At 54.3% G+C, this 19102-nt stretch carries 24 protein-coding genes, 1 other RNA gene and 1 pseudogene; 12 read left to right on the top strand and 14 right to left on the bottom strand.

Translation table 11 applies throughout. From position 1 onward, the window contains the following. Window positions 1–61 precede the first annotated feature (61 nt). From ACYQ1A_RS00325 to ACYQ1A_RS00300, 6 genes are all read left to right on the top strand, one after another. Entirely contained in the window at window positions 62–1183 is a 1122-nt protein-coding gene (locus ACYQ1A_RS00325) for a ribosomal protein uL16 3-hydroxylase (protein WP_499359231.1), read from the top strand. Next, complete coding sequence (locus tag ACYQ1A_RS00320; protein WP_062220980.1) at window positions 1155–1637, top strand: DUF7931 domain-containing protein; 483 nt, start codon at window positions 1155–1157, stop codon at window positions 1635–1637. Before ACYQ1A_RS00325 ends, ACYQ1A_RS00320 begins: the two co-directional genes overlap by 29 nt. A 265-nt stretch (window positions 1638–1902) precedes the next feature. Beyond that, window positions 1903–2229: a hypothetical protein gene (locus ACYQ1A_RS00315; RefSeq protein WP_499359227.1), complete on the top strand. Its 327-nt coding sequence runs from the start codon at window positions 1903–1905 to the stop codon at window positions 2227–2229. A 32-nt stretch (window positions 2230–2261) separates the two neighbouring features. Then, window positions 2262–3578 carry a TRZ/ATZ family hydrolase gene (locus tag ACYQ1A_RS00310; RefSeq protein ID WP_499359225.1) on the top strand — a complete coding sequence of 439 codons (1317 nt, stop codon included), beginning with the start codon at window positions 2262–2264 and terminating at the stop codon, window positions 3576–3578. Then, window positions 3575–4288, top strand: a complete 714-nt coding sequence (ubiG, locus tag ACYQ1A_RS00305; protein ID WP_499359224.1) for a bifunctional 2-polyprenyl-6-hydroxyphenol methylase/3-demethylubiquinol 3-O-methyltransferase UbiG — start codon at window positions 3575–3577, stop codon at window positions 4286–4288. Before ACYQ1A_RS00310 ends, ubiG begins: the two co-directional genes overlap by 4 nt. Before the next feature lie 7 nt (window positions 4289–4295). Next, the gene (locus tag ACYQ1A_RS00300; RefSeq protein WP_499359222.1) at window positions 4296–4982 is read left to right on the top strand and encodes an HAD family hydrolase; all 687 of its coding nucleotides are present in this window, start codon (window positions 4296–4298) and stop codon (window positions 4980–4982) included. On the opposite strand, the gene acuI is transcribed toward ACYQ1A_RS00300, so the two are convergent. Next, the gene (gene acuI, locus ACYQ1A_RS00295; RefSeq protein ID WP_062220968.1) at window positions 4958–5941 is read right to left on the bottom strand and encodes an acrylyl-CoA reductase (NADPH); all 984 of its coding nucleotides are present in this window, start codon (window positions 5939–5941) and stop codon (window positions 4958–4960) included. The two genes, ACYQ1A_RS00300 and acuI, sit on opposite strands and share 25 nt — an antisense overlap. 144 nt (window positions 5942–6085) lie before the next feature. Here acuI and ssrA point away from each other — a divergent pair. Then, window positions 6086–6445: a transfer-messenger RNA gene (ssrA, locus tag ACYQ1A_RS00290) on the top strand. A 122-nt stretch (window positions 6446–6567) separates the two neighbouring features. On the opposite strand, the gene ACYQ1A_RS00285 is transcribed toward ssrA, so the two are convergent. Then, complete coding sequence (locus ACYQ1A_RS00285; RefSeq protein WP_499359890.1) at window positions 6568–6864, bottom strand: terminase small subunit-like protein; 297 nt, start codon at window positions 6862–6864, stop codon at window positions 6568–6570. Window positions 6865–7044: 180 nt separating this feature from the next. Between ACYQ1A_RS00285 and ACYQ1A_RS00280 the strand changes: the two genes are divergently transcribed. Further along, on the top strand, window positions 7045–7362 hold the full coding sequence (locus tag ACYQ1A_RS00280) for a hypothetical protein (protein WP_499359221.1): 318 nt from the start codon (window positions 7045–7047) through the stop codon (window positions 7360–7362). A 373-nt stretch (window positions 7363–7735) separates the two neighbouring features. Here the strand turns inward: ACYQ1A_RS00280 and ACYQ1A_RS00275 are convergent, their stop codons facing one another. The 6 genes and pseudogenes from ACYQ1A_RS00275 to ACYQ1A_RS00250 form a co-directional block, all read right to left on the bottom strand. Further along, window positions 7736–8044, bottom strand: a complete 309-nt coding sequence (locus ACYQ1A_RS00275; protein WP_499359219.1) for a hypothetical protein — start codon at window positions 8042–8044, stop codon at window positions 7736–7738. A 38-nt stretch (window positions 8045–8082) separates the two neighbouring features. Further along, window positions 8083–8235, bottom strand: a pseudogene (locus ACYQ1A_RS00270) (hypothetical protein); the annotation flags it as partial. A 371-nt stretch (window positions 8236–8606) separates the two neighbouring features. Continuing rightward, the gene (locus ACYQ1A_RS00265; protein WP_062220961.1) at window positions 8607–9029 is read right to left on the bottom strand and encodes a DUF4279 domain-containing protein; all 423 of its coding nucleotides are present in this window, start codon (window positions 9027–9029) and stop codon (window positions 8607–8609) included. Between the two features lie 49 nt (window positions 9030–9078). Next, complete coding sequence (locus ACYQ1A_RS00260; protein WP_499359218.1) at window positions 9079–9750, bottom strand: hypothetical protein; 672 nt, start codon at window positions 9748–9750, stop codon at window positions 9079–9081. 312 nt (window positions 9751–10062) lie between these two features. Continuing rightward, window positions 10063–10293 (bottom strand): hypothetical protein, encoded by a 231-nt coding sequence (locus ACYQ1A_RS00255; RefSeq protein ID WP_499359216.1) that lies wholly within the window; start codon window positions 10291–10293, stop codon window positions 10063–10065. 1261 nt (window positions 10294–11554) lie between these two features. Next, the gene (locus ACYQ1A_RS00250) at window positions 11555–11881 is read right to left on the bottom strand and encodes a LysM peptidoglycan-binding domain-containing protein (protein ID WP_062220953.1); all 327 of its coding nucleotides are present in this window, start codon (window positions 11879–11881) and stop codon (window positions 11555–11557) included. On the opposite strand from ACYQ1A_RS00250, the gene ACYQ1A_RS00245 reads away from it, so the two are divergent. Next, the gene (locus ACYQ1A_RS00245) at window positions 11880–12035 is read left to right on the top strand and encodes a hypothetical protein (RefSeq protein ID WP_499359213.1); all 156 of its coding nucleotides are present in this window, start codon (window positions 11880–11882) and stop codon (window positions 12033–12035) included. The genes ACYQ1A_RS00250 and ACYQ1A_RS00245 overlap by 2 nt on opposite strands. A gap of 108 nt (window positions 12036–12143) precedes the next feature. Here ACYQ1A_RS00245 and ACYQ1A_RS00240 read toward each other — a convergent pair whose 3' ends face one another. The 3 genes from ACYQ1A_RS00240 to ACYQ1A_RS00230 form a co-directional block, all read right to left on the bottom strand. Then, window positions 12144–12428, bottom strand: a complete 285-nt coding sequence (locus ACYQ1A_RS00240; protein ID WP_499359211.1) for a hypothetical protein — start codon at window positions 12426–12428, stop codon at window positions 12144–12146. Between the two features lie 2 nt (window positions 12429–12430). Next, window positions 12431–13264 (bottom strand): hypothetical protein, encoded by an 834-nt coding sequence (locus ACYQ1A_RS00235; RefSeq protein WP_499359210.1) that lies wholly within the window; start codon window positions 13262–13264, stop codon window positions 12431–12433. 90 nt (window positions 13265–13354) lie between these two features. Then, a complete protein-coding gene (locus tag ACYQ1A_RS00230; protein WP_499359207.1) occupies window positions 13355–14038 on the bottom strand; it encodes a hypothetical protein in 684 nt (227 codons plus the stop codon). Between the two features lie 33 nt (window positions 14039–14071). Between ACYQ1A_RS00230 and ACYQ1A_RS00225 the strand changes: the two genes are divergently transcribed. Together ACYQ1A_RS00225 and ACYQ1A_RS00220 are read left to right on the top strand one after the other, a co-directional pair. Then, a complete protein-coding gene (locus ACYQ1A_RS00225) occupies window positions 14072–14440 on the top strand; it encodes a type II toxin-antitoxin system HicB family antitoxin (RefSeq protein WP_499359206.1) in 369 nt (122 codons plus the stop codon). Between the two features lie 123 nt (window positions 14441–14563). Continuing rightward, window positions 14564–14833 carry a hypothetical protein gene (locus ACYQ1A_RS00220; protein WP_062220939.1) on the top strand — a complete coding sequence of 90 codons (270 nt, stop codon included), beginning with the start codon at window positions 14564–14566 and terminating at the stop codon, window positions 14831–14833. Window positions 14834–15025: 192 nt separating this feature from the next. Here ACYQ1A_RS00220 and ACYQ1A_RS00215 read toward each other — a convergent pair whose 3' ends face one another. The 3 genes from ACYQ1A_RS00215 to ACYQ1A_RS00205 form a co-directional block, all read right to left on the bottom strand. After that, a complete protein-coding gene (locus ACYQ1A_RS00215; protein ID WP_499359204.1) occupies window positions 15026–15418 on the bottom strand; it encodes a hypothetical protein in 393 nt (130 codons plus the stop codon). 490 nt (window positions 15419–15908) lie between these two features. After that, window positions 15909–17144, bottom strand: coding sequence for a protein NO VEIN domain-containing protein (locus ACYQ1A_RS00210; protein ID WP_499359202.1), 1236 nt, complete (start codon window positions 17142–17144; stop codon window positions 15909–15911). A 510-nt stretch (window positions 17145–17654) separates the two neighbouring features. Then, window positions 17655–17999: a hypothetical protein gene (locus ACYQ1A_RS00205; RefSeq protein WP_499359200.1), complete on the bottom strand. Its 345-nt coding sequence runs from the start codon at window positions 17997–17999 to the stop codon at window positions 17655–17657. 452 nt (window positions 18000–18451) lie between these two features. Between ACYQ1A_RS00205 and ACYQ1A_RS00200 the strand changes: the two genes are divergently transcribed. Continuing rightward, window positions 18452–19021 carry a TetR/AcrR family transcriptional regulator gene (locus ACYQ1A_RS00200; RefSeq protein ID WP_499359198.1) on the top strand — a complete coding sequence of 190 codons (570 nt, stop codon included), beginning with the start codon at window positions 18452–18454 and terminating at the stop codon, window positions 19019–19021. Window positions 19022–19102 lie beyond the last annotated feature (81 nt).

Here is a 19102-nt window from a genome sequence, read left to right as displayed (position 1 = left end):
TGTATTCCTCGTCGCGGTGGGATAATGCGGCCTCTGCTTTTTTAACGTTATAGCCAGGCTTATGCACAAACAACTTCTCGGCGGCTTGTCGGCACACCAGTTTCTGACTGAGTACTGGCAGAAAAAACCTTTGCTGATCCGCCAGGCGTGGACTGATTTTCCGGAGCTGATCGACCTGCCGCGCCTGATCGAACTGGCCGCGCGTGAAGACGTCGAATCACGCCTGATCGAATATCGCCAGGGCAAATGGCTGGTCGAGCGCGGCCCCATACGCCCCAGCCGGTTTGATCGTCTGCCTGAAACCGACTGGACTGTGCTGGTGCAAAGCGTTAACCAGCATGTGCCGCATATTGCCGACTTGTTATATCAGTTCAATTTCCTGCCGTGGACGCGACTGGACGACCTGATGATTTCGTACGCACCGCCGGGCGGCACGGTCGGCCCTCACTACGACTCATACGACGTGTTTTTGTTGCAGGTGGGGGGGCGCAAACGCTGGCAGATTTCCAGCGACGATGCCGGCAACTTTGTCGAAGACGCGCCTATCCGTGTATTGCGTGATTTTGAGAGCCAGCAAGAATGGGTGCTCGAACACGGCGACATGCTGTATTTGCCGCCCAAATACGCGCATTACGGTGTGGCGCTGGATGAAGGCATGACCTATTCGATCGGTTTTCGCGCGCCCACCAGCCAGGAAATCGTCGGCAAGTTTCTGGAGCATTTGCAGGACGAGCTCAAGCTGGAAGGCATGTACAGCGACCCCGAGCGTTTGCCGGCCGAGCATCCGGGTGAAATCGACCAGATGTTTGTCGACAAGATCAGCGCATTGATCGATCAGTTGCGCTGGAATGAAGGCGATATCCGCCAGTTTATTGGCCGCTATTTCAGCGAACCCAAAACCCATGTGTTCTATGAAGCGCCGGAAGACCCGCTTGATTACGATGAATTTGCCGACGCCGTCGCGACGCGCGGCGTGGTGCTCGACCTTAAATCGATCATGCTGTACGAAGGCGCGCATATATATATCAATGGCGAAACGTTAGAAGTCGCTGATTCGGCGCTGCCCACTTTGCGCCAGCTGGCCGATGCGCGCAGCCTGCCCGCCGGTGACTATAACGACGAAGTGATCGCAACATTGTTTGACTGCTATGACTATGGCTACCTGGCTCCCGCACAAATTTGATCGCTACCCCGAATACCAGAATGCCTGGCTGGCCCTGTTTGAAACCGCCGGCCAGCATCTGGTTTTGTATGAAGACGATTATTCCGTTACCGGACTGGACAGCCGCGCTGCTTATGATGCATTGGTGGCGTTTTTAGTACGAAATCCAGCGGCAACGGTGCGCTTGCTGGCGCGGCGGGCAGGCTGGATAAGCAACCACTGCCCGCGTCTGCTGCAATTACGCGAAAGCCGTGGACATCAGTTTTCAATGCGACTTATGTCAGAGAATTCATCGCCATTGCCTTGGCCGTTTGCCATGGCTGATATGCAACGAATTGTAAGAAGAAACCACTTTGATTGGGCGCGCGGAGAAACGGCGGATGATGCCCGGGAATGTGCAAGGGCATTGCAAGCTTTTGAAATTGCTTGGGAAACCGCTATTCTGGATAGTAGTTGGCAACGTCTGAGCTTATGACGTCTATATTGATGTTGCGAAAATCTCTATGTGTACTGCAAGCGGCGTTCCGCGGGTCTATCTTTTTGTTTGAATCGTGCTAGAATTTCGCCCGTCGGTCGTCAATGATGTAACTGGTTCCAAAATAGCCATCGATCAACGGTCGATTGCGATATATTGCTTTCAATTACTTGTCCAACCATTCTGCTAAAGGTAAGAAGAATGAAACAGTCTCTGCTCGTTGCTGCCCTGCTGGCCCTGGCCCTCACCGCTTGCGGCAAGAAAGATGAAGCTCCTGCTGATGCTTCCGCTCCTGCTGTTGCTTCCGAAGCTGCTGCTGCTCCGGCCGCTTCTGACGCTGCTGCTGCTCCGGCTTCGGACGCTGCTTCCGATGCTGCTGCTGCTCCGGCATCCGACGCTGCTGCTGCATCCGACGCTTCCGCTGCCAAGTAATTCGCAGCTCAAGCATCAAAAAGCCGACCTTCTGGTCGGCTTTTTGTTTTTCCGGCGCCCAGAAATTGACCATCTGGTCCAGACCATTCACGCATCAATCAACACCGCCACCTCAATCAATACGTGCCCCACGGTTTGCCACCGCGCCTGTTGCACGTAAAATCACGGCATCCTCTCTTTTGCGATCCCCGCATGCCGACTTCCGTACTCCTGCCCCGCTGGTTAATCCCGATCGAGCCGCGCGCGCGCGTTTTGACTGATCACGCCCTCGTTATCGAAGGCGACCACATCGCCGCCATCCTGCCCGCCGCCGAGGCTTTGCAACGTTATGCCACGGCCGAAGTCATCCACTTGCCCGATCACGCCCTGCTGCCCGGCTTGATCAATCTGCACGCCCACTCAGCCATGACCTTGCTGCGCGGCTATGCCGATGACCTGGCGCTGATGACGTGGCTCAACAACCATATCTGGCCGGCGGAAGCCAAACATGTTTCCGATGGCTTTGTATACGACGGTAGCGCGCTGGCCATCGCCGAGATGATTGCGGGCGGCACCACCTGCGCCAACGATATGTATTTCCACCATGGCGCCGTCGCCCGCGCCGCCATCGATGGCCATTTCCGCATGATGGTGGGTTGCTCGATTCTCGAATTCCCCACCCCCTACGCTAACAACGCGCAGGACTATATCGACAAGGCCTTAAGTTGCATCGACGAATATCGAGGCGAAACACGGGTGGGTTTCACCCTCGCACCGCATGCACCCTACACCGTTAGTGACGACACTTTCCGCCTGGTAATTGAACACGCCGACGCACTCGGCATCGGTCTGCATTGCCACATCCACGAAACGCAGGATGAAATCGATGCTAGCCTGAAAAACCACGGCGTACGCCCACTGCAACGGCTGCACGAACTGGGCTTGCTGCAACAAAAGTTGGTCGCGGCCCACATGGTGCACACCACCGACGCCGAGATTGCGTTGCTGGCCCGCCAGGGCGTCAATGTTTCGCATAATCCAGCCTCCAATCTGAAGCTGGCTTCCGGATTTGCCCGCATTGCCGATCAAGTTGCGGCGGGCATCAATGTTGGCATCGGCACCGATGGCGCCGCCAGCAATAACAAACTGGATATGTTTGCCGAACTGCGCCTGGCGGCGTTGGTTGCAAAAGCCCAAAGCAGCAATCCCGAAGCGCTGCCCGCGTTGCAAGCGCTGGAAATGGCCACCATCAACGGCGCCAAAGCCCTGGGTTGGCAAGATCGCATTGGCAGCCTGGCCGTCGGCAAACAAGCGGATCTGATCGCCGTCAATCTGGCCAGCGCGGGCACACAGCCTTGTTATGATCCGGTGTCGCACCTGGTTTATGCCGCCGATCGCACCCAGGTCAGCGATGTCTGGATTGCCGGCCAGCCCGTGTACCGTCAGCACGCTCACATCGGCGCCTTTGCTGCCACCGCCCTCGCGCGCGCCCATCATTGGCAAAAGCAGATACAGGAAACCAACGCATGAATGAATCGACCGTATTGAACGCAGACGCCTCCGAAATCGCCAAGTTCTCGGCGCTGGCGCACAAATGGTGGGACAAGGACAGCGAGTTCAAACCCTTGCACCAGATCAATCCTTTGCGGCTGGGTTTTATTGATGAGATCGCAGGTCTGGCCGGCAAAAGTGTGCTGGATGTGGGCTGCGGCGGCGGGATTTTGTCGGAAGGCATGGCCAGCCACGGCGCGCAGGTCACAGGCATTGATCTGGCCGAACGCTCGCTCAAGATTGCGCGTCTACATCTGCACGAATCCGGCCTTAAAGTGGATTACCGCTTGATCGCGGTCGAAGATCTGGCGGCCGAAGCACCGGGCAGTTTTGATGTGGTCACCTGCATGGAAATGCTGGAACACGTGCCCACGCCTGCCAGCATTATCGAAGCCTGCTCACGTCTGGTTAAGCCGGGTGGCTGGGTGTTTTTCAGCACGCTCAATCGCAATGTCAAAAGCTATGCCCTGGCGGTGGTCGGCGCCGAATACATCATGGGCATGCTGCCGCGCGGCACCCATGATTACACCCGCTTTATCAAGCCGTCTGAATTGTCACGCATGGCGCGCAATGTCGGTCTGGAAACCGTTACGCTCACCGGCATGAGCTACAACCCGCTTACCAAGGTGTATGCGCTGGGCGCTGATAGCGACGTTAACTACATGATTGCTTGCCATAAACCCGCCTGAGCCCCCCATGACCCATCACGCACCGCGCGCCGTATTGTTTGATCTGGACGGCACTCTGGCGGACACCGCCCCCGACCTCGGCGCAGCCCTTAACCGCTTGCTGGCGGCCGAAGGCATGGCGCCGCAGCCCTACTCCGCCATCCGCCCGATTGCATCGCACGGTGCACGCGGGCTGATAGGCCTGGGCTTTGGCGTGACGCCGCAACAACCTGGCTTTGTCGAGCTACGTAACCGCTTCCTCGATTTCTACGAACAGCATTTGTGCGAAGAAACGCGTTTGTTCGACGGCATCGCGCCCTTGCTCGAAGGCCTTGTCGCGCGCGGCTGGCTGTGGGGCATCGTCACCAACAAACCGATGCGCTTTACCGATCCGCTGGTGGCGCAACTGGTCATGCCAAGCCGCCCTGGTGTCGTGGTTTCCGGCGATACCGTGGGCGTGCCCAAGCCTGATCCGCGCCCCATGCGCCATGCGGCAGCGCAATTGGGCGTCGACCCCGCGCACTGTATTTATGTGGGCGATGCCGCCCGTGATATCGAAGCGGGCCGCGTGGTGGGCATGCAGACCGTGCTGGCAAATTATGGCTATATCAGCAGCAATGACGACCCAGCCAGCTGGGGCGCCGATCTGAGCATCAACACCCCGCTGGAACTGCTGGATTTGCTACCCGACTACGCGTTGACGTCCACCACATAACGCCCTTGATGCTGGCCCGCCATCATGCGGCCAGCCGCTTCGATCACGTCTCCCAGGCCGATCCGCTCGGTCATCTGCGCCAGTCTTGCCCGGTCCAGCGTGTCGGCCAGGCGCTGCCAGGCTTTAATACGCAACGCCTTGTTTGCCATCACGCTGTCGACGCCGCGCAAGGTGACCGCGCGCAAAATAAACGGCGCCACCGAGCCCGGCAATTCCAGCCCTTGCGCCATGCCGCACGCTGCAATTACACCGCCGTAACGCGTCTGCGCGCACGCGTTTGCCAGCGTATGGCTGCCGACGGTATCGATTACGCCAGCCCACTGTTCTTTCTGCAGCGGCTTGCCCGCAACGGCAAAGGGCGCGCGATCAATCACAATAGATGCACCGAGTGCACGCAGATAGTCAGCTGATGCCGATTTGCCCGTCATCGCCGCCACCTGATACCCCGCCTGCGCCAGCAGGGTCACCGCCACTGAGCCCACGCCGCCGGTAGCACCGGTCACCAGAACCGGCCCGGCACCCGGTGTCAAACCACTCTCTTCCAGCGCCATCACACACAACATCGCGGTATAACCGGCAGTGCCCAAAGCCATCGCTTGTTCCGGCGTAAACGTAGAGGGCAATGGCACCAGCCAATCCGCCTGCAAACGCGCCTGTTGCGCCAGGCAGCCCCAATGCTTTTCGCCCACGCCCCAACCGTTAAGGATGACCTGATCGCCCGGGCGGAAATCGGGATGCGCCGAATCCAGCACGGTACCGCAGCCATCCACGCCCGGCACCAACGGCCATTGCCGCACAATCGGGCCCTTGTTGGTAATGGCCAGCGCGTCTTTGTAATTGATGGTGGAATAAGCGACTTGCAGACGGACTTCGCCAGCGGGTAAATCGGATTCGGCGAGCTGGGTGACACGGGCGTCAAAGCTGTCGTTGTCTTTATTGAGCAGGATAGCGTTAAACATTGCGGACCTCTTTTTGCAGGAGATTGCCCGCTAGCCTTACACCCCCGCCGCCTGATTGCAAATGCGCGCTACTACACGCGCCGCTTGAAAAACCGTTCGCCGGGCCATAGCTGCTTGTGTATACTCGCTTCTGCTTCATCTTCTGGGTCCGCCATGGTTTCGACGGGGGTTACAAAGCGGATGGGGGCATGCCGGGTTCTCAGTTACCCGTAAAACACTGAACCAAGATAGTCGCAAACGACGAAACTTACGCCCTAGCCGCCTAATCGCGCTAGGCTCTGCGCCACTTCTCCTCTCGGGTGGGCCTGGCAACAGGTAGCAGAGTCATTTAGAGAGGATCGCGCTGCGTAGGGTCACTTTACGTAGTGTCAAAAATAGGTGACTCGCTGGAGACAAGCCTGCCCGTCGGCTCGTTGAAGGTTAAATCCAGTAGACACGGCTAAGCATGTAGAACTCTTCGTAGAGGGCTTCCGGACGCGGGTTCGACTCCCGCCGGATCCACCACACACTTGAAAGCGCTCGGCGCCCCTAAGCGGCTCCGGGCGCTTTGTTTTTGCGTGTTTGCGTCGTTATTACGTCGCCTGCTGCCGCCACGCTCCGCCCACCATATCGCACAGAATTTGCACTCAATTCGCACAAAATCCGCAGACGCCGATTAGACCAACTCGCATAGTCACTCCTGCACCACAGCGCGCCCGTCCTGGGTGAGCTGATATCCCATCCACTTCATTCGCGTTGATGTCATCCGCGATATCAAGTATCTCGTCGGCTAAAGTGTCAGCCTGGACCTCGCGCACCTGCGCGTACTGCTTTCGGAACCCTTCGTTCTGGTTAAGCCAGCGAAACACGGTCGTTTTTCCGGGCATGGATTGGTCTAAGCAAATCTTGCGTAAGCTGGATCCAGCCATCAGCCGCTTGCAGATGCGCTCATCTTAGGCGGTTGTATAGCGGGTAGGACGACCCATTTGTTTTTTGCTCTCAATCACTCGAATTTAGATGCCATGGACAACATCCAGAATTTCAACAGAACGGTCGGGACTGTTTTGGCGGAACTATTCAAACGTTTTCCGCAACGCTGGCGACTAGCCGTGACGGACATATGCATGAACTTCGATTTCAGCGTCGAGCGCTACGATGCGCTGACCGATCATGAACGAAGCTTTACATACGACACGCTTCTTTGGCTCGTCGACTTCGGCTTTATTACTGGCGACAAGATGGGTTGGGGCTTGTCCGAGTCCACACTCACGCCAACCGGCCTTGCACTAATGAACACAACGATTTCGACGGAGACAAGGGGCCTACAAACCGGCAGTTATGGTAAGTCACTGCTTAGAGCATTTGCAGACAACGCGCAGGATCAACTGGCAGAACTCGGCGGCAAGGCGCTGGCTGAATACACAAAAGCAGTAATGCGATGACTGACTCCGAGGTAACCATGCAAGATACCTTCTCGTTCTTGATAAATGGAATACAACGCAGCGAGCAATCCGGGTGCATTACCTTCAGTGCTAAACTGCGCAGCACTCGCTAGCAAGCGTTTTTTGTGTTGCTATCGTCATGAAGTGCTGCATAGGTAACTATGCTAGTTACAAGACGCGATCCGGCCCCTGCTCCTTCGGCAGTTCCTCGGGATTGCAACGTATACGAGCCCAGGAAAACGTACGCACTCTGATGGGTCAATGTTCAAAGCAAATTAGCACACTCTCCTGACCTGCCGGCGAGCCCTCAGGATTGCGACGTTCACAAGTCTGCAAAGTGTCTCGCATTCCCTTGGCTCAGCTCAGATTTAAATCAACCAAATACGGACCGATACCAATATTTTTCCGGATTATTAAACCATTCGCTAAATGATTCGTCGTCAAATTTTCTTAATTGACCCATTTCTATACCGTAGCGATGAAACAATGCGATAAGATCGCGCAGCATATCTTCATCAAGCAAGTCCCGTTTTACATACAAGAATAATGTATCCCCGCGACCTGAATACTCCTCAACGCAAGGGATCTTTTTAATCCATTCAAAGAAAGATTGTTCATCATGAGTGGAGTAAAAAATTATTTCACGGGCGGCCAACTCAACAATATTTTTAGATTCGGTCACCTTTGCTTGCCTCCCGGATAACATTTACATAGCCGCCATTAGGCCTCTGAACATCCCGATGGGGCCTCCATGAGCATAACCACGCCCCGGTGTTTAAGGTCCCGTGAAACCCGCACATTTCCTTTCGAATCCTTCCAGCCGCTTCCTCGGCCATCGGGATTCTTAAGCCAGTCCTCCCCGCCCTTCGGATCTACAAACCCTTCCGCCTAACCCGGTTCTCCCAGGGCTTTCGCTCTATCGGGATCATGAGCGTCAACTGGGGGCTTGGAGAATATGAGATTTTTCATCTTATCAAATCCTTCCGCCGCCCCTTGCAAAAGTCCTGCCATTACTGCGGAATCGATTCAGGAGGATTAACGAATCTATTGGATCGCTGGTGCATCGATAAGCAATCCCCAAGGGAAAAGCAATCCACTGGCAACTCAATCCACCAGGGTCTATCGCGGAAATCGGATTCCCGCCCACATAAGCGTAGATGTTGATGCCGACAGCCAACTCGATGGCGTCCGATTGAACACACATGTTGTCGTTGGCTTTATAAGGCTGCGGCATGCCGTCGTATCTATGGTTTGCCCATTGCGACCGTGACTCGAACCGGCAAACCATACGTCGATAAGGCATTCACCTGCCCCACTGGCAGTTCTAGCGAACAGGTCCCATCTCCATCTTCGTCAGACACGCCGGCTACGAAGACGTCGAAGTACGCTTCTTCAACATGCGGCAATGTCGCCATTCCGGGTTGTGGACCAAGAGCTTGAAGTAATTCGTAAATAACCGCCGAAACGTCCACCGAATCCCTTTCCACAACTACAGCCCAAAGCCCGGTCTTAACAGTAAACGCGGTGCCTGATGAAGTGACACGCGCTTCTCCGCGTACCTGCGACGTCGTCGGCAGGATACCCAACGCTGCACTGACATCCTGCGGCATTAGCTTGTCGCCCTTGATGTACAGGGCAGCTATGACTTTCATATCAGATTCTGTCATTTCGACTTCATATCCCCAAGGTTTCCAACGATGTCTCCATTCGGGTCAACTACATCGCCTGCCTCGGGATTAACACCGAACACGTCAGTGGCCCTACTGCCCGGGCAACCTTGCTTGATGCCATGGAAACGCCCTCTGCCTTCTCGGGCACCGACGCCGTTTCGGCTGCCCTCTGGCCGATCCAGTTTAAACAGCGGCACCCCACCATTTTGCCGGTAGAAGAAGCACATTTTTGCACCTCCGGCCTGATGCTGTACAAACGAAACAGCAGCAAGCTGTGCATCAAGAATGCGCCTGCTTTCCTCTTGCGGTGAGCTTTGCCATGCATCAAACACCAGTCGTTCATAAGGCAGTAGCTTTTTTGCCGGCGAACTGGCGATTCCACAAGCCCGCCACCCAATTCAGAATTGATCCACTCGTCATTTGCACAACCATTCATAGCAGCGCCGCCCGTGCCAACAGCAATACCGGCAGCTGCGCCCTTATAGCCGTACGGAACCCGATCAAGTTGTTGTAGCCACGCGGGATATTTAGAACCCGAATCGCGCCAACCGCGCGGATACCGGTGTGGATTGTGATAGTAGTGCTGAGCTGGCGTCACAAAATTGCCATTCCACTTCAAACGCGGCCCACTCATGCGATTTGGAATCCAGTGAGAGAACTCCTTCCCCGCACCTTTGGCCCCAGCAGCGAAAGGCACGCCAACGCTGATTTTTATCATGCCGCCCGCTTAAATGGTTGCCAACCCTCAAACAATAGAAACAACAACGCCCGTGCAAGACGGGCGCCGAATATCTTCAAAAAGGGGGTTAGCCTATTCCGAAAAGAGAGTCCCATATGTTTTTCAACCACGCCTTTATGTCGGACCAAGTCATTTTCTTCTTTTTAAAAGAAGATACCAGCAATGATCCGGTAAACCACACAACCAGGCCCAAACCCACGATGATTGTTATGAATTCATACACCGACATTAGAACCCCAAAGTTCCCGGTTTACGCAGAAGCTCGCCAAGCCTGGAGAGCGGAGCCTATGCTTATAAGTCGCTGCTAAATTTTCTGATCTCGTCGGCTGTCAGTTCGCTCTGGGATACGCACATATGCTTTTCGCCTGAAGCGGTTACAAAGTTATAAATATAGCAATCGTCATAGGGGCTATATCCGCCGCTGCTAAAAGTTACGGCATCTCCTGTATTGAATGCACAATTTCCAATCCTGATGTTTTCTGTCAGTCGATAGGCGACGCCAGGAATTAGGGAGATAGTCATCGTTCAATGTCCTGAAGGCTGAAATACATTGCGGTTGTTCGAAAAGAATCGGGTGTCCCCACCAGCGCTACGGGCATTCTTCGGAAGACTAAGATTTGTGGACATATCAGCCGCAGTAGAACGCAGAACGGAGACATCCTCTATCGTCACATGGCGTTGTTGTATCAACGATATTCGGAGCCAAACCGCCTTGATTCAAAGGATTGGCTCGATAGAAGTCCTGGGAAAGCGCATTTTCCTGGATAAATGATCCAGCCACGACGGGATGTCAAACGAGGTCACCGTGCTGTGGGGCGCAACGACTGGAAATACTCTGCATGCGACGCATCCCCAATACTGATGTTCAGCATCCCATTCTGAATAATCGGGTTGCCGCTAGCATCAAGCGTGATCAGCGTCTTACTTGCGTTAGGCATCACGCCGCCCTGCACACGGTACACAGTCGAAGTGCCGCTGCTGGCCGCAGCGTCAGCAACACTATTTGGCGCGACACTAAATCCCGAGACCTTTCAATGCCGACTTCTCCCTAATCGCATATTCCGCTCGAAAGATATCAACTTCAGAAAATAGCCCTGCTCTGTGGGACAACAGGAACACTAGAAGCTGTTCAATAGCTAACGTAACGTAAGCAAGAAGACCTTCTTCTCGCAATCGCGGATCGGCACTTGGATCATCAATCCCGTACCGCTTCTTCAGAACCTCTAATTCTGCCGAATCTCTCTTAAGCTGATCGGGCGCCAAAATCTCTCGAATAATTCTTACCGAATACTTCCTGCCGAGGTCATCTATAACGCGCGTAATTAGCGCTTGGGTAGTAGTGTTTTTCTATGGCGATTTCGATGGAATTTCTGCCGTCTGAAAAAATCACAGAATAGTCAGATTCTTGCAACTTCGCAAAACCAATTTTCGAGAACTCATTAAGAGCCGAGTTCACCGTTGTAGCATATGGTTCGATCATTATGTTCACCATTATGTTCACCATTAGTTGTGGGCCATCTTGCCCGTTGCCGGATCATAGTGATCGCCGTTTTCTGTGAGATGCTGAACTTCCCTACCGAAACCAGTGAGTGAGCCATCATCTCGATACAAAACATCAGCGGTTGGCTTGGTTGCGAGAGGAATCTCGCTAGCCCTTTACCGGAATAGCCACTAAACATGTTGATATAAATCTCAACTTTCTTCATTTGTAGATATGGGCGAGCGCGCCTATCGCCGACCTCATATCTACTTATGTCCTCTTGGCACATTTGAATCGTGGCCTTTACGTGCCGACGTTGTTGTGGATGTTGGTGACCTTGTTGGGGATCACCAGGGTGGTGTTGGGCTTGAGTTCTTCATTGCCCAGCAGGCCGTTCACATCGGCAATCAGGTACCACATGTCGCCATCGCCCCACAGGCGCAGGGCAATCAGGCGCAGGGTGTCGCCCTGCTGCACGGTGTAGGTGCCAGGGGCGGTGCCGGGATACAGGCTGTTGATGGGCCGATAGTTCTCGTCAAAGTCCGCCACGGCCACCGGGGCGAAGCGTTTATGGCTGTTGTCGCTGTTATTGCTGGCGGCATGCTGGGCCAGATCGGTGGCGTAATCCATGTTGTTTGAAACCGGTGTAACACTGCACTTGTTAGTGCAATTGCTGGAACACTACGACATGCCAGAAGTGTCAACGCTGGCTATCCATGGTTTGCTGGCACCATTGCAAACACAGCTTCATCAGGCCAGCCGGGGGATTGGGGCGTTGCTGTGAATGTGAAAAAAACCGGGGTGGGTGCCCCGGTTTTTGTTTGCCATGTCTGGCTGAGATCAGGTGGAATGGCACTAACGCGCCGAATCCACCATAGGTGTGCTACAGGCGTTATCGTAATTTCTCAATTTGAGAATTATAAATTTCTAGTGCTATTTTCTTTCCAAGCGCTTTATCTCCCGTATTAAAAGCGATAAGCATGTCCTTGATCTTGTGCTCTACCCATTCTGCTTTCTCTAAATCTCGTTTCAAGTTTACTTTGATTTCTGGCCATAGATCCATGATGTCTTGTGTCCAAGACACATAGCTGCGCCATGATGGAAATTCATCAGGAGCATAGTTAATTGCAGATACAATTGAACCGGCTAAATCTTCCAGTTTTTCTTTCAGGTTCATTGTCAATAGCTCCTGGTTTTTGGTTGTGGCATATAAGGCAAAATACTTGTGCGTGGAATCGCGTACGCGCCACCCAGCGAGGTTGGTCTGATGATCATCATGTTGCCTTCAGGGATGATGGTATTCCACTTTCTGATTTGCTCCGTATAGCCGTTCTTTCTTGCCAACGTTGTATCATGGAACAAGTTAGAACCCATCATTGCATCGGAAATACCATAGCCATCAACCTTGTTACTGGCAATGCGGCGATTAACTGCCCAGATACTAGAAGCTGTACTATCAGGGATGCCCTGTATTTTTGCAAAGACACGGAGATCATCTCTTACTTGCCTGTCAATAAATGAACCCAAGTCGCGAGCATAATTGCCTTTGCTCGTGGCCAAATCACCGGATGCGATCAGCTCAACGCCTTTTGTGTAAGCCGTATCCGTAGCTTTCTGGTGAATATCCAGCACCGTCTTCTCAAAATCCTGCACCGTCATCTGTGACTTGCCAATTCGGATGTCCTTGTAGTTGGCACCCCAAGTGTCGGTCAAGCGTTGGTCCTCAATGAAACCAGCAGACACCTTGTCCAGCCTGTCCATAGTGGCGCGGTAGTCGGGTACTTCCATACCGTTGCTGTTGAGTGCTGTGATGTAGCCTGGTACATCTTTTACCCCGGCTTTGGTCATCTGCTTTTGCCAGTCAGCGATTTTAGCTTCGGTTTGTAGCTGGTTGAGTTTGGCCAGGTCTTCCATGACGCCCGGGATTTCGCCCAGCAGGCCAAGCGGGTCGGCTGCTGCATTGAGTGCGGCATCCCAGTTGCCATTGGTGACCATCTGTACGGGTGCACGCATGGGGCCGCGTGCCGGGCCGCCGGCCTGGAACCATTCAGCACCTTCAACAGAGTCCGCCTGGGCTTGCTGGGTTTGCAGTTCCCAAGCCAGCTAGGCTTTGACTTCATCAATCTTGTTTTGATCAATTGTTGAAGCCGTCGTTGGCGCCGGATTACTACTGGCCATCCCCTCCGCAATCTGGTTCGACTCAGGACTCGAAGCCCCACTCCACCATGCAGGTCGGGGTGACGACAGTGATGGTTCAGGCATCAGCGTGGCTGTATCCGGCGGAGCATACGTTAACTCTCCGGTTGTTTGATCAATCTGGAATCCACCGACCGAATAAGGTTTTTCCAGATCGCTTTTACCCGTCGATGACTTCATGTTCATGCTGCTTTTGCCGTCACCACCGGCCTGCGCGTCTCCATCTGAAGTGACCTGTCCCGCAATCGCATTACCCAGCGCGCTTTGCACCAGTTGGTCCGTGCCGGGCCGATGCCCGGCTACCACACCCGCAGTCTCACCCGAAGCCACGCCAGCTATAAAACTACGCGCCAAGGGGTCACCGACGATCTTGGTCAGGGCCCCACCCACGGTCGACCCCACGTACGCTCCCGCGCCTGCTGCCGCTACGCCACGCCAGTCGAAGTGGCTCTGCAAACCGGTTGCCACCTCAAGCCCCTGCGTAATGGCGCTATCGGCCATGGCCATCACGATGGCCTGTTTTGCTGTCGCCTTCGCCGCGATATCTGCGAAGCTGGTAAAGCTTTGTGTCTCATGCAATACCCAGCCCATTTCGCGCCAGGCGACGGCGGCCAAGGCTTTGTGGTGACCTTCCGCGATATTGCGGAGGCGATCACCCAGGGCGACGATGAGGCCGACGCGCTCGATATGGCAGCCGACGTGCTGCTATCCGCGATGGATTTCTACTTTGACGACAAGCGCCCAGTGCCGATGCCGTCTGCGGCACTGCCTGGCGAACGTTTGATCGAGTTGCCGCCAAGCGCGGCAGCCAAAGTGCTGTTGCTCAATGAAATGCTGGCGCAGAAGGTCAGCAATTCAGAGCTGGGGCGGCGCATTGGCGCATCGCCGCAGGAGATGAACCGGGTCATCGACCTGAAGCACACAACCAAGATCGATACGATCTGGCGGGCGATGGCGGCATTGGGAAAAAAGCTGGAAGTCATTGCAAAATAGGCGGCATTTCGATGCATGCCGCTTTTAGCCTGAACGGCAATGACGGTCAGCCGATATGTCGTTGAGCGTGCCCTTTACTCATACCTTGATTAACTCAGAGTCCCCGCAAAAGCGGGTCTTCTTATGAAACAAATAAAAAACTACGTCGCCCCCTCCCCGGCCGATTTGCAGGCGCTCAAGGAAAAGTTGGGATTTACCGGTGAGCAAATGGCGGAGATGGCCGGGCTGGCTGGCAACAACCAGTGGCGCAAATACACCGGCGGCAACTCGCCGCGCGAGATGAGCCAGCACATGCTGTTCTATATGGCGGCGCTCAGTGTGCTGCCAGACCAGCAGCTTGAGGATGTTTTGCAAGCGATGCGCAGTATTGGCGCCACTTTCGATGGCACCTGATTGGCATACCCAACAATTTCGCTTTTGCTTCAAAAAAAACTACTTCATTTGCCCCTTGGAAATACAAGCGCCCGGTTCTGTGCAGCGCCGGTGCGAGGACAATTCCGCAAAACAACAGTCCCGGTTTTAGCCGGCAGCGTTCTAGCTATGCAAGCGCTCTACAACACCCTGGGTAATCAAATTGGGTTGCTATCAAGGCGTGGATGCTACGCCCCACTGCCTGGAAAACGACAATGCCTCTTTGTGTTGATTTGGATCGGGGCTTTGATTGAGCGCGTCCAGCACATAATGCTGCGCGCTCTTATCTCCCAGTGCGGCAGCTTTTTTCATCCAGGGGAGGGCAGAAATCTCGTCATTCCTGGCAATCAGGTAATACCCAGCCAAACGCTTCGTTGCATTCAGATCGCCTTTATTGGCCTGTGCGATTACCGCAGGAAGTTCGGTGGAGGGTATTTCATGAGTAATGCCAGGGCTAACTTCAGCCCGTACCGGCCGCAGATATCGCTCCCCTGTCACAAAGACGAGCAACAAAGAAACCGAAGCCAACAGAAGGATGCTCGCACGTTTGACACCAGATTCAGTCATTTCAAATCGCTCCAGTCGCCGAACTGACGCCATTCACCGAGTTCCGGGATATCCAATGTCTATTAGAGATGTCCGGGGATATTTCTGTTTTTTAAATGCCGCGTTTTCTGGCCTTCGGATGACTACCAAAGCTGGGGCTTAGGTAAGAGAACCGGGTGGGCCTAATGCACAGCAAAGTGAGAAGCGAACGGATTGTCTGCTCCCCCGTAATGCATCTTCAAGAATAACCGGCGCCCCGGGTTTCCATACAGCCTTGCGTGAAATGGCAGGCAACGTAGAGGCAAAGTCTGAAACCATCGCTGCCTTCCAGTTGTGGCCGCCAGAATCCCGCCTCACTCGGAGCGAGTTATCGGTAAACGCCGTAGAGAGTTTGCCCTTCCCGACCCCGCAGCCATGCGTATACACCGTGCGCAATTCCCCCGCGGTGAACAAGCCAATATTTGCCACCGTAACTACGCAAGCGTGAATCGCGCGCTAGCGGGCTGCTACATCAGTAATGATCGCGCTGCACCGCGTCGTGTCGCGGGGATGCAACTTCCGAATCCTCATCGTTTTGGTCGGATTCATCATCGACGACAGAGGATGCCGAGCCACGTCGAAGACCCAGGTTAACAACATAGGCCGCTGGCTTTAGCGTCTCGAGCTGATATACCTCAGATGCAAGTATGGGCAGCAAATACTCGGGGCCCGTTTGACCAAAAACGACCAGATAGAAATAGTAGGCGCTGGCCTTCTCTTTCGAACGTGACGTTTGATATTCGTTGTCCGAAAGGAAAAAGCGGAAGTCTTCGCTATTTGGCACTCGTCCAACAGCTTTTACTTCGATATATCGCTCTTCGCCAAGTCTGGTGTGCGAAAGAAAGTCGTATCCATAGCCCGGCCGATCGGTCCTGTTCTGCATTTCCGGCACAAGCGCGCTCTTGCCGTCTCTCTGCAGGCGCTCAACCTCCCAATTCCATGCAAATTCCTCAGCTTTACCCCCTATTATCCGCCGTGCCGCTTCGATCATTTCAAAATCAATCCGCCGCGGCTGCCGTGTTTTTGGTGGCTCGACAGCGACTGGCGGTTTCCCCAACGCTGGGCCAAAGGCCCAATACAGAAAGGACATGAATTTGGGATTACTCCAGGCGGCAGTGAGAGAGTTCTCCTTCTTGACGGTCAGCAAAAGGTGCTGCATTTGGGCGGTAGATTTCAACCCAGTCAATCCCATGACTTGCGCGAAACCCGAAATATTTTCGCTACTGCAAACGTTGACGAATTTGTCTGGAAAATAAAGGCTAAGGATCTTTGCCTTAAACATTTGTGTTAGCGGATTAGCATCAATCGCAGCAAAATCCAGAAGGTGAACAGGCGCGGCGCCTAATTGCGTCAATTCCAGCAAGCTATGACGAATGTTTTCCCATGCCTCTGGCAAAGTTGTGCCCCACCTTTTCACGAAGCGATACTTCGGCTCCATGTCTTTGCCCAGCGTTCCGAAATACACGCCGAACTTGCTTGACGTTGCCCCCTGAATGTTTGCCCAGTCTCTGGTTCGGCTCTCGACCCAATTACAGAAGCCATCCTTGGCGACCATTCCGACCACATATTGATCGAGGTCCAGCGTAGTGAGACTTCCCATGGGGAATCGCTGCAGGAATTGTTCTCGCACCGAGTTGCTTTTAGCTTCATTCTCTGTCGAATACTCTTCATTGAATGCGGTGACGAGTGCCGCGAAATCTAAAGGCATGCTTCGCTCCAAAGCGATAAGTGCTAAATATGTGTGTCGGGCTTATCTGGCAGATAAGGGATTTTTTGACGTCGGTACTGCGCTACCGAGCTGGCATCTTCGGCGCGCTCTGACGATGGAAATGCGATTGTAGGACTACACCTACCTTTCGTCTTCCATAAGTAACCGGTTACTTCTTTTTCGCAACATCACGATGGGCTGATGCCGTGGTGGGCAGTCGAGGAAAGCAAAATGTGGCGCGTATTGCTTTAAAGGGACTTCGATAGAATCCCCACCTAGATGGCGGCTTTCGGATGGGTGCCTTGATGCCGGGCATCGTAAAACAGACCGGCAAGCCGCAACCTCATCCGTGCGATGCAGGGAAAAGTATTAGCGAACAGGCAATCGGATCTAAATCCCGGCTAAATGCTTGAACGCTCTGCCCCCGCCCCCTCGCTGGTCGATGCGGCTGTCGACGGCGAGCAAATTCAGGTGCTGTTTCCAGCCCTTGGCCGCAGGCGCGGCAGCGCCCTAGGGTGCCGCAGCGTCCGGAGCCGCGGCAGCGTCTGCGTCGCGCTCGCGCTCGCGGCTTTCCAGCAACATGCGCACCAGATGTTCCGACCATGGGCGCGCGCCATTAAAGCCACCCAAGGTATCGGCTAGACCAATTTGCAATAGCGCGAATTTGCCGCCATCAACCCGGCTTTCCGGAATATTGGAATCGGGCCACCTTACGCAAATTTCATGGCAGCCATAGCGCTCGTTGCCTTTGATGCAAGAGACTTCGCAGCCGTTGTAAAGACTCACCGCGACATTGCGCGCGCCGTCGAATTCGAACTGGGGCAATAGCCCCAGGAAGTTGATATAAACTTGCATACAAATCTCCAGGTAATGACCTGGTGTACGCGCTTTAATCCGGATTAGATGCCAGTGTTTCGGCATTCTGATTAGCGGTTAAATAATCCCCGCATCGATCACGGCCAGGGCGGCCAGAATAGCGGTGCTCATTGCGCAAAAACCCCATCCCAGCAAGGCGCCCGCCCACCCCATTACTTCGTCAGATTCGTCGCTCATATAGTTATGATTCGTTGTGTTGACCCGAGTGAATTGTCGTCTGGCGCAATCCATTACAAAACCAGGTCGGGTCCCGAGGAGGCCGCCTGGGCTGGCTCTCCGGGCGCGGTCATTGCTGGCTTTTGCTCGGGATTTCGTTCTCAAACTGCGCGCCGTTGCCGTTACCTGCCCGGCCGACGCGATAGCCTACGCTTGTAATCGGGCCCGACCGCCCCTATTATTGAGCGACCACTCACTCATCGGTTTTGCCAACCATGGCGCGCCCACTTAGCGAAGACAAACAATTTGCCCTGCTCGACGCTGCAACGGAACTCGTTGCACAACAAGGCGTTGGCGCGCCGACGGCGCAGATTGCCAGGCAAGCTGGCGTGGCGGAAGGGACCTTGTTTCGCTATTTCGCCACCAAAGACGAGTTACTTAATCAGCTCTATCTCCATCTTAAAACCGGGCTATGCGCTGCCATTGCCAACAGCGATGTGACGACGGGATCGCTCAAGCAGCGCACGCATGCCTTATGGGATTTGTATATCGATTGGGGCATAGCGCATCCGCTGGCCAGCCGGGCGATGAGCCAATTGCATGTCTCCGACAAAATCCGCCCGGAAACGCGTGCCCAGGCACATGCGATGTTTCCGGATATCAGCGAGATTGTCGGCAAAGTATTTGCCGGGCTTTCCGCCGAACAATCGACGGCGTTTTCTGAAATGCTATTGGGCAATCTGGCCGAGGCCACCATGAATTTCGCTGCAAACAATCCGGCAGAAGCCCAGCACTACAAGGCGGCTGGATTTGCTTTTTTATGGGACGGTTTGTCGCATCTTTAAAAACCTGATGGCGCCCTATGAGTGGCGCCAAAAATGCATGTTTTAAATGAGTGAGTAGGCGCTTAACAATGGCCGCAAGCG

The sequence above is a fragment of the Silvimonas sp. JCM 19000 genome, from assembly GCF_054652575.1.
Note: the sequence above shows the minus strand (reverse complement) of the source record. Positions and strands in the feature narration are given on the sequence as shown.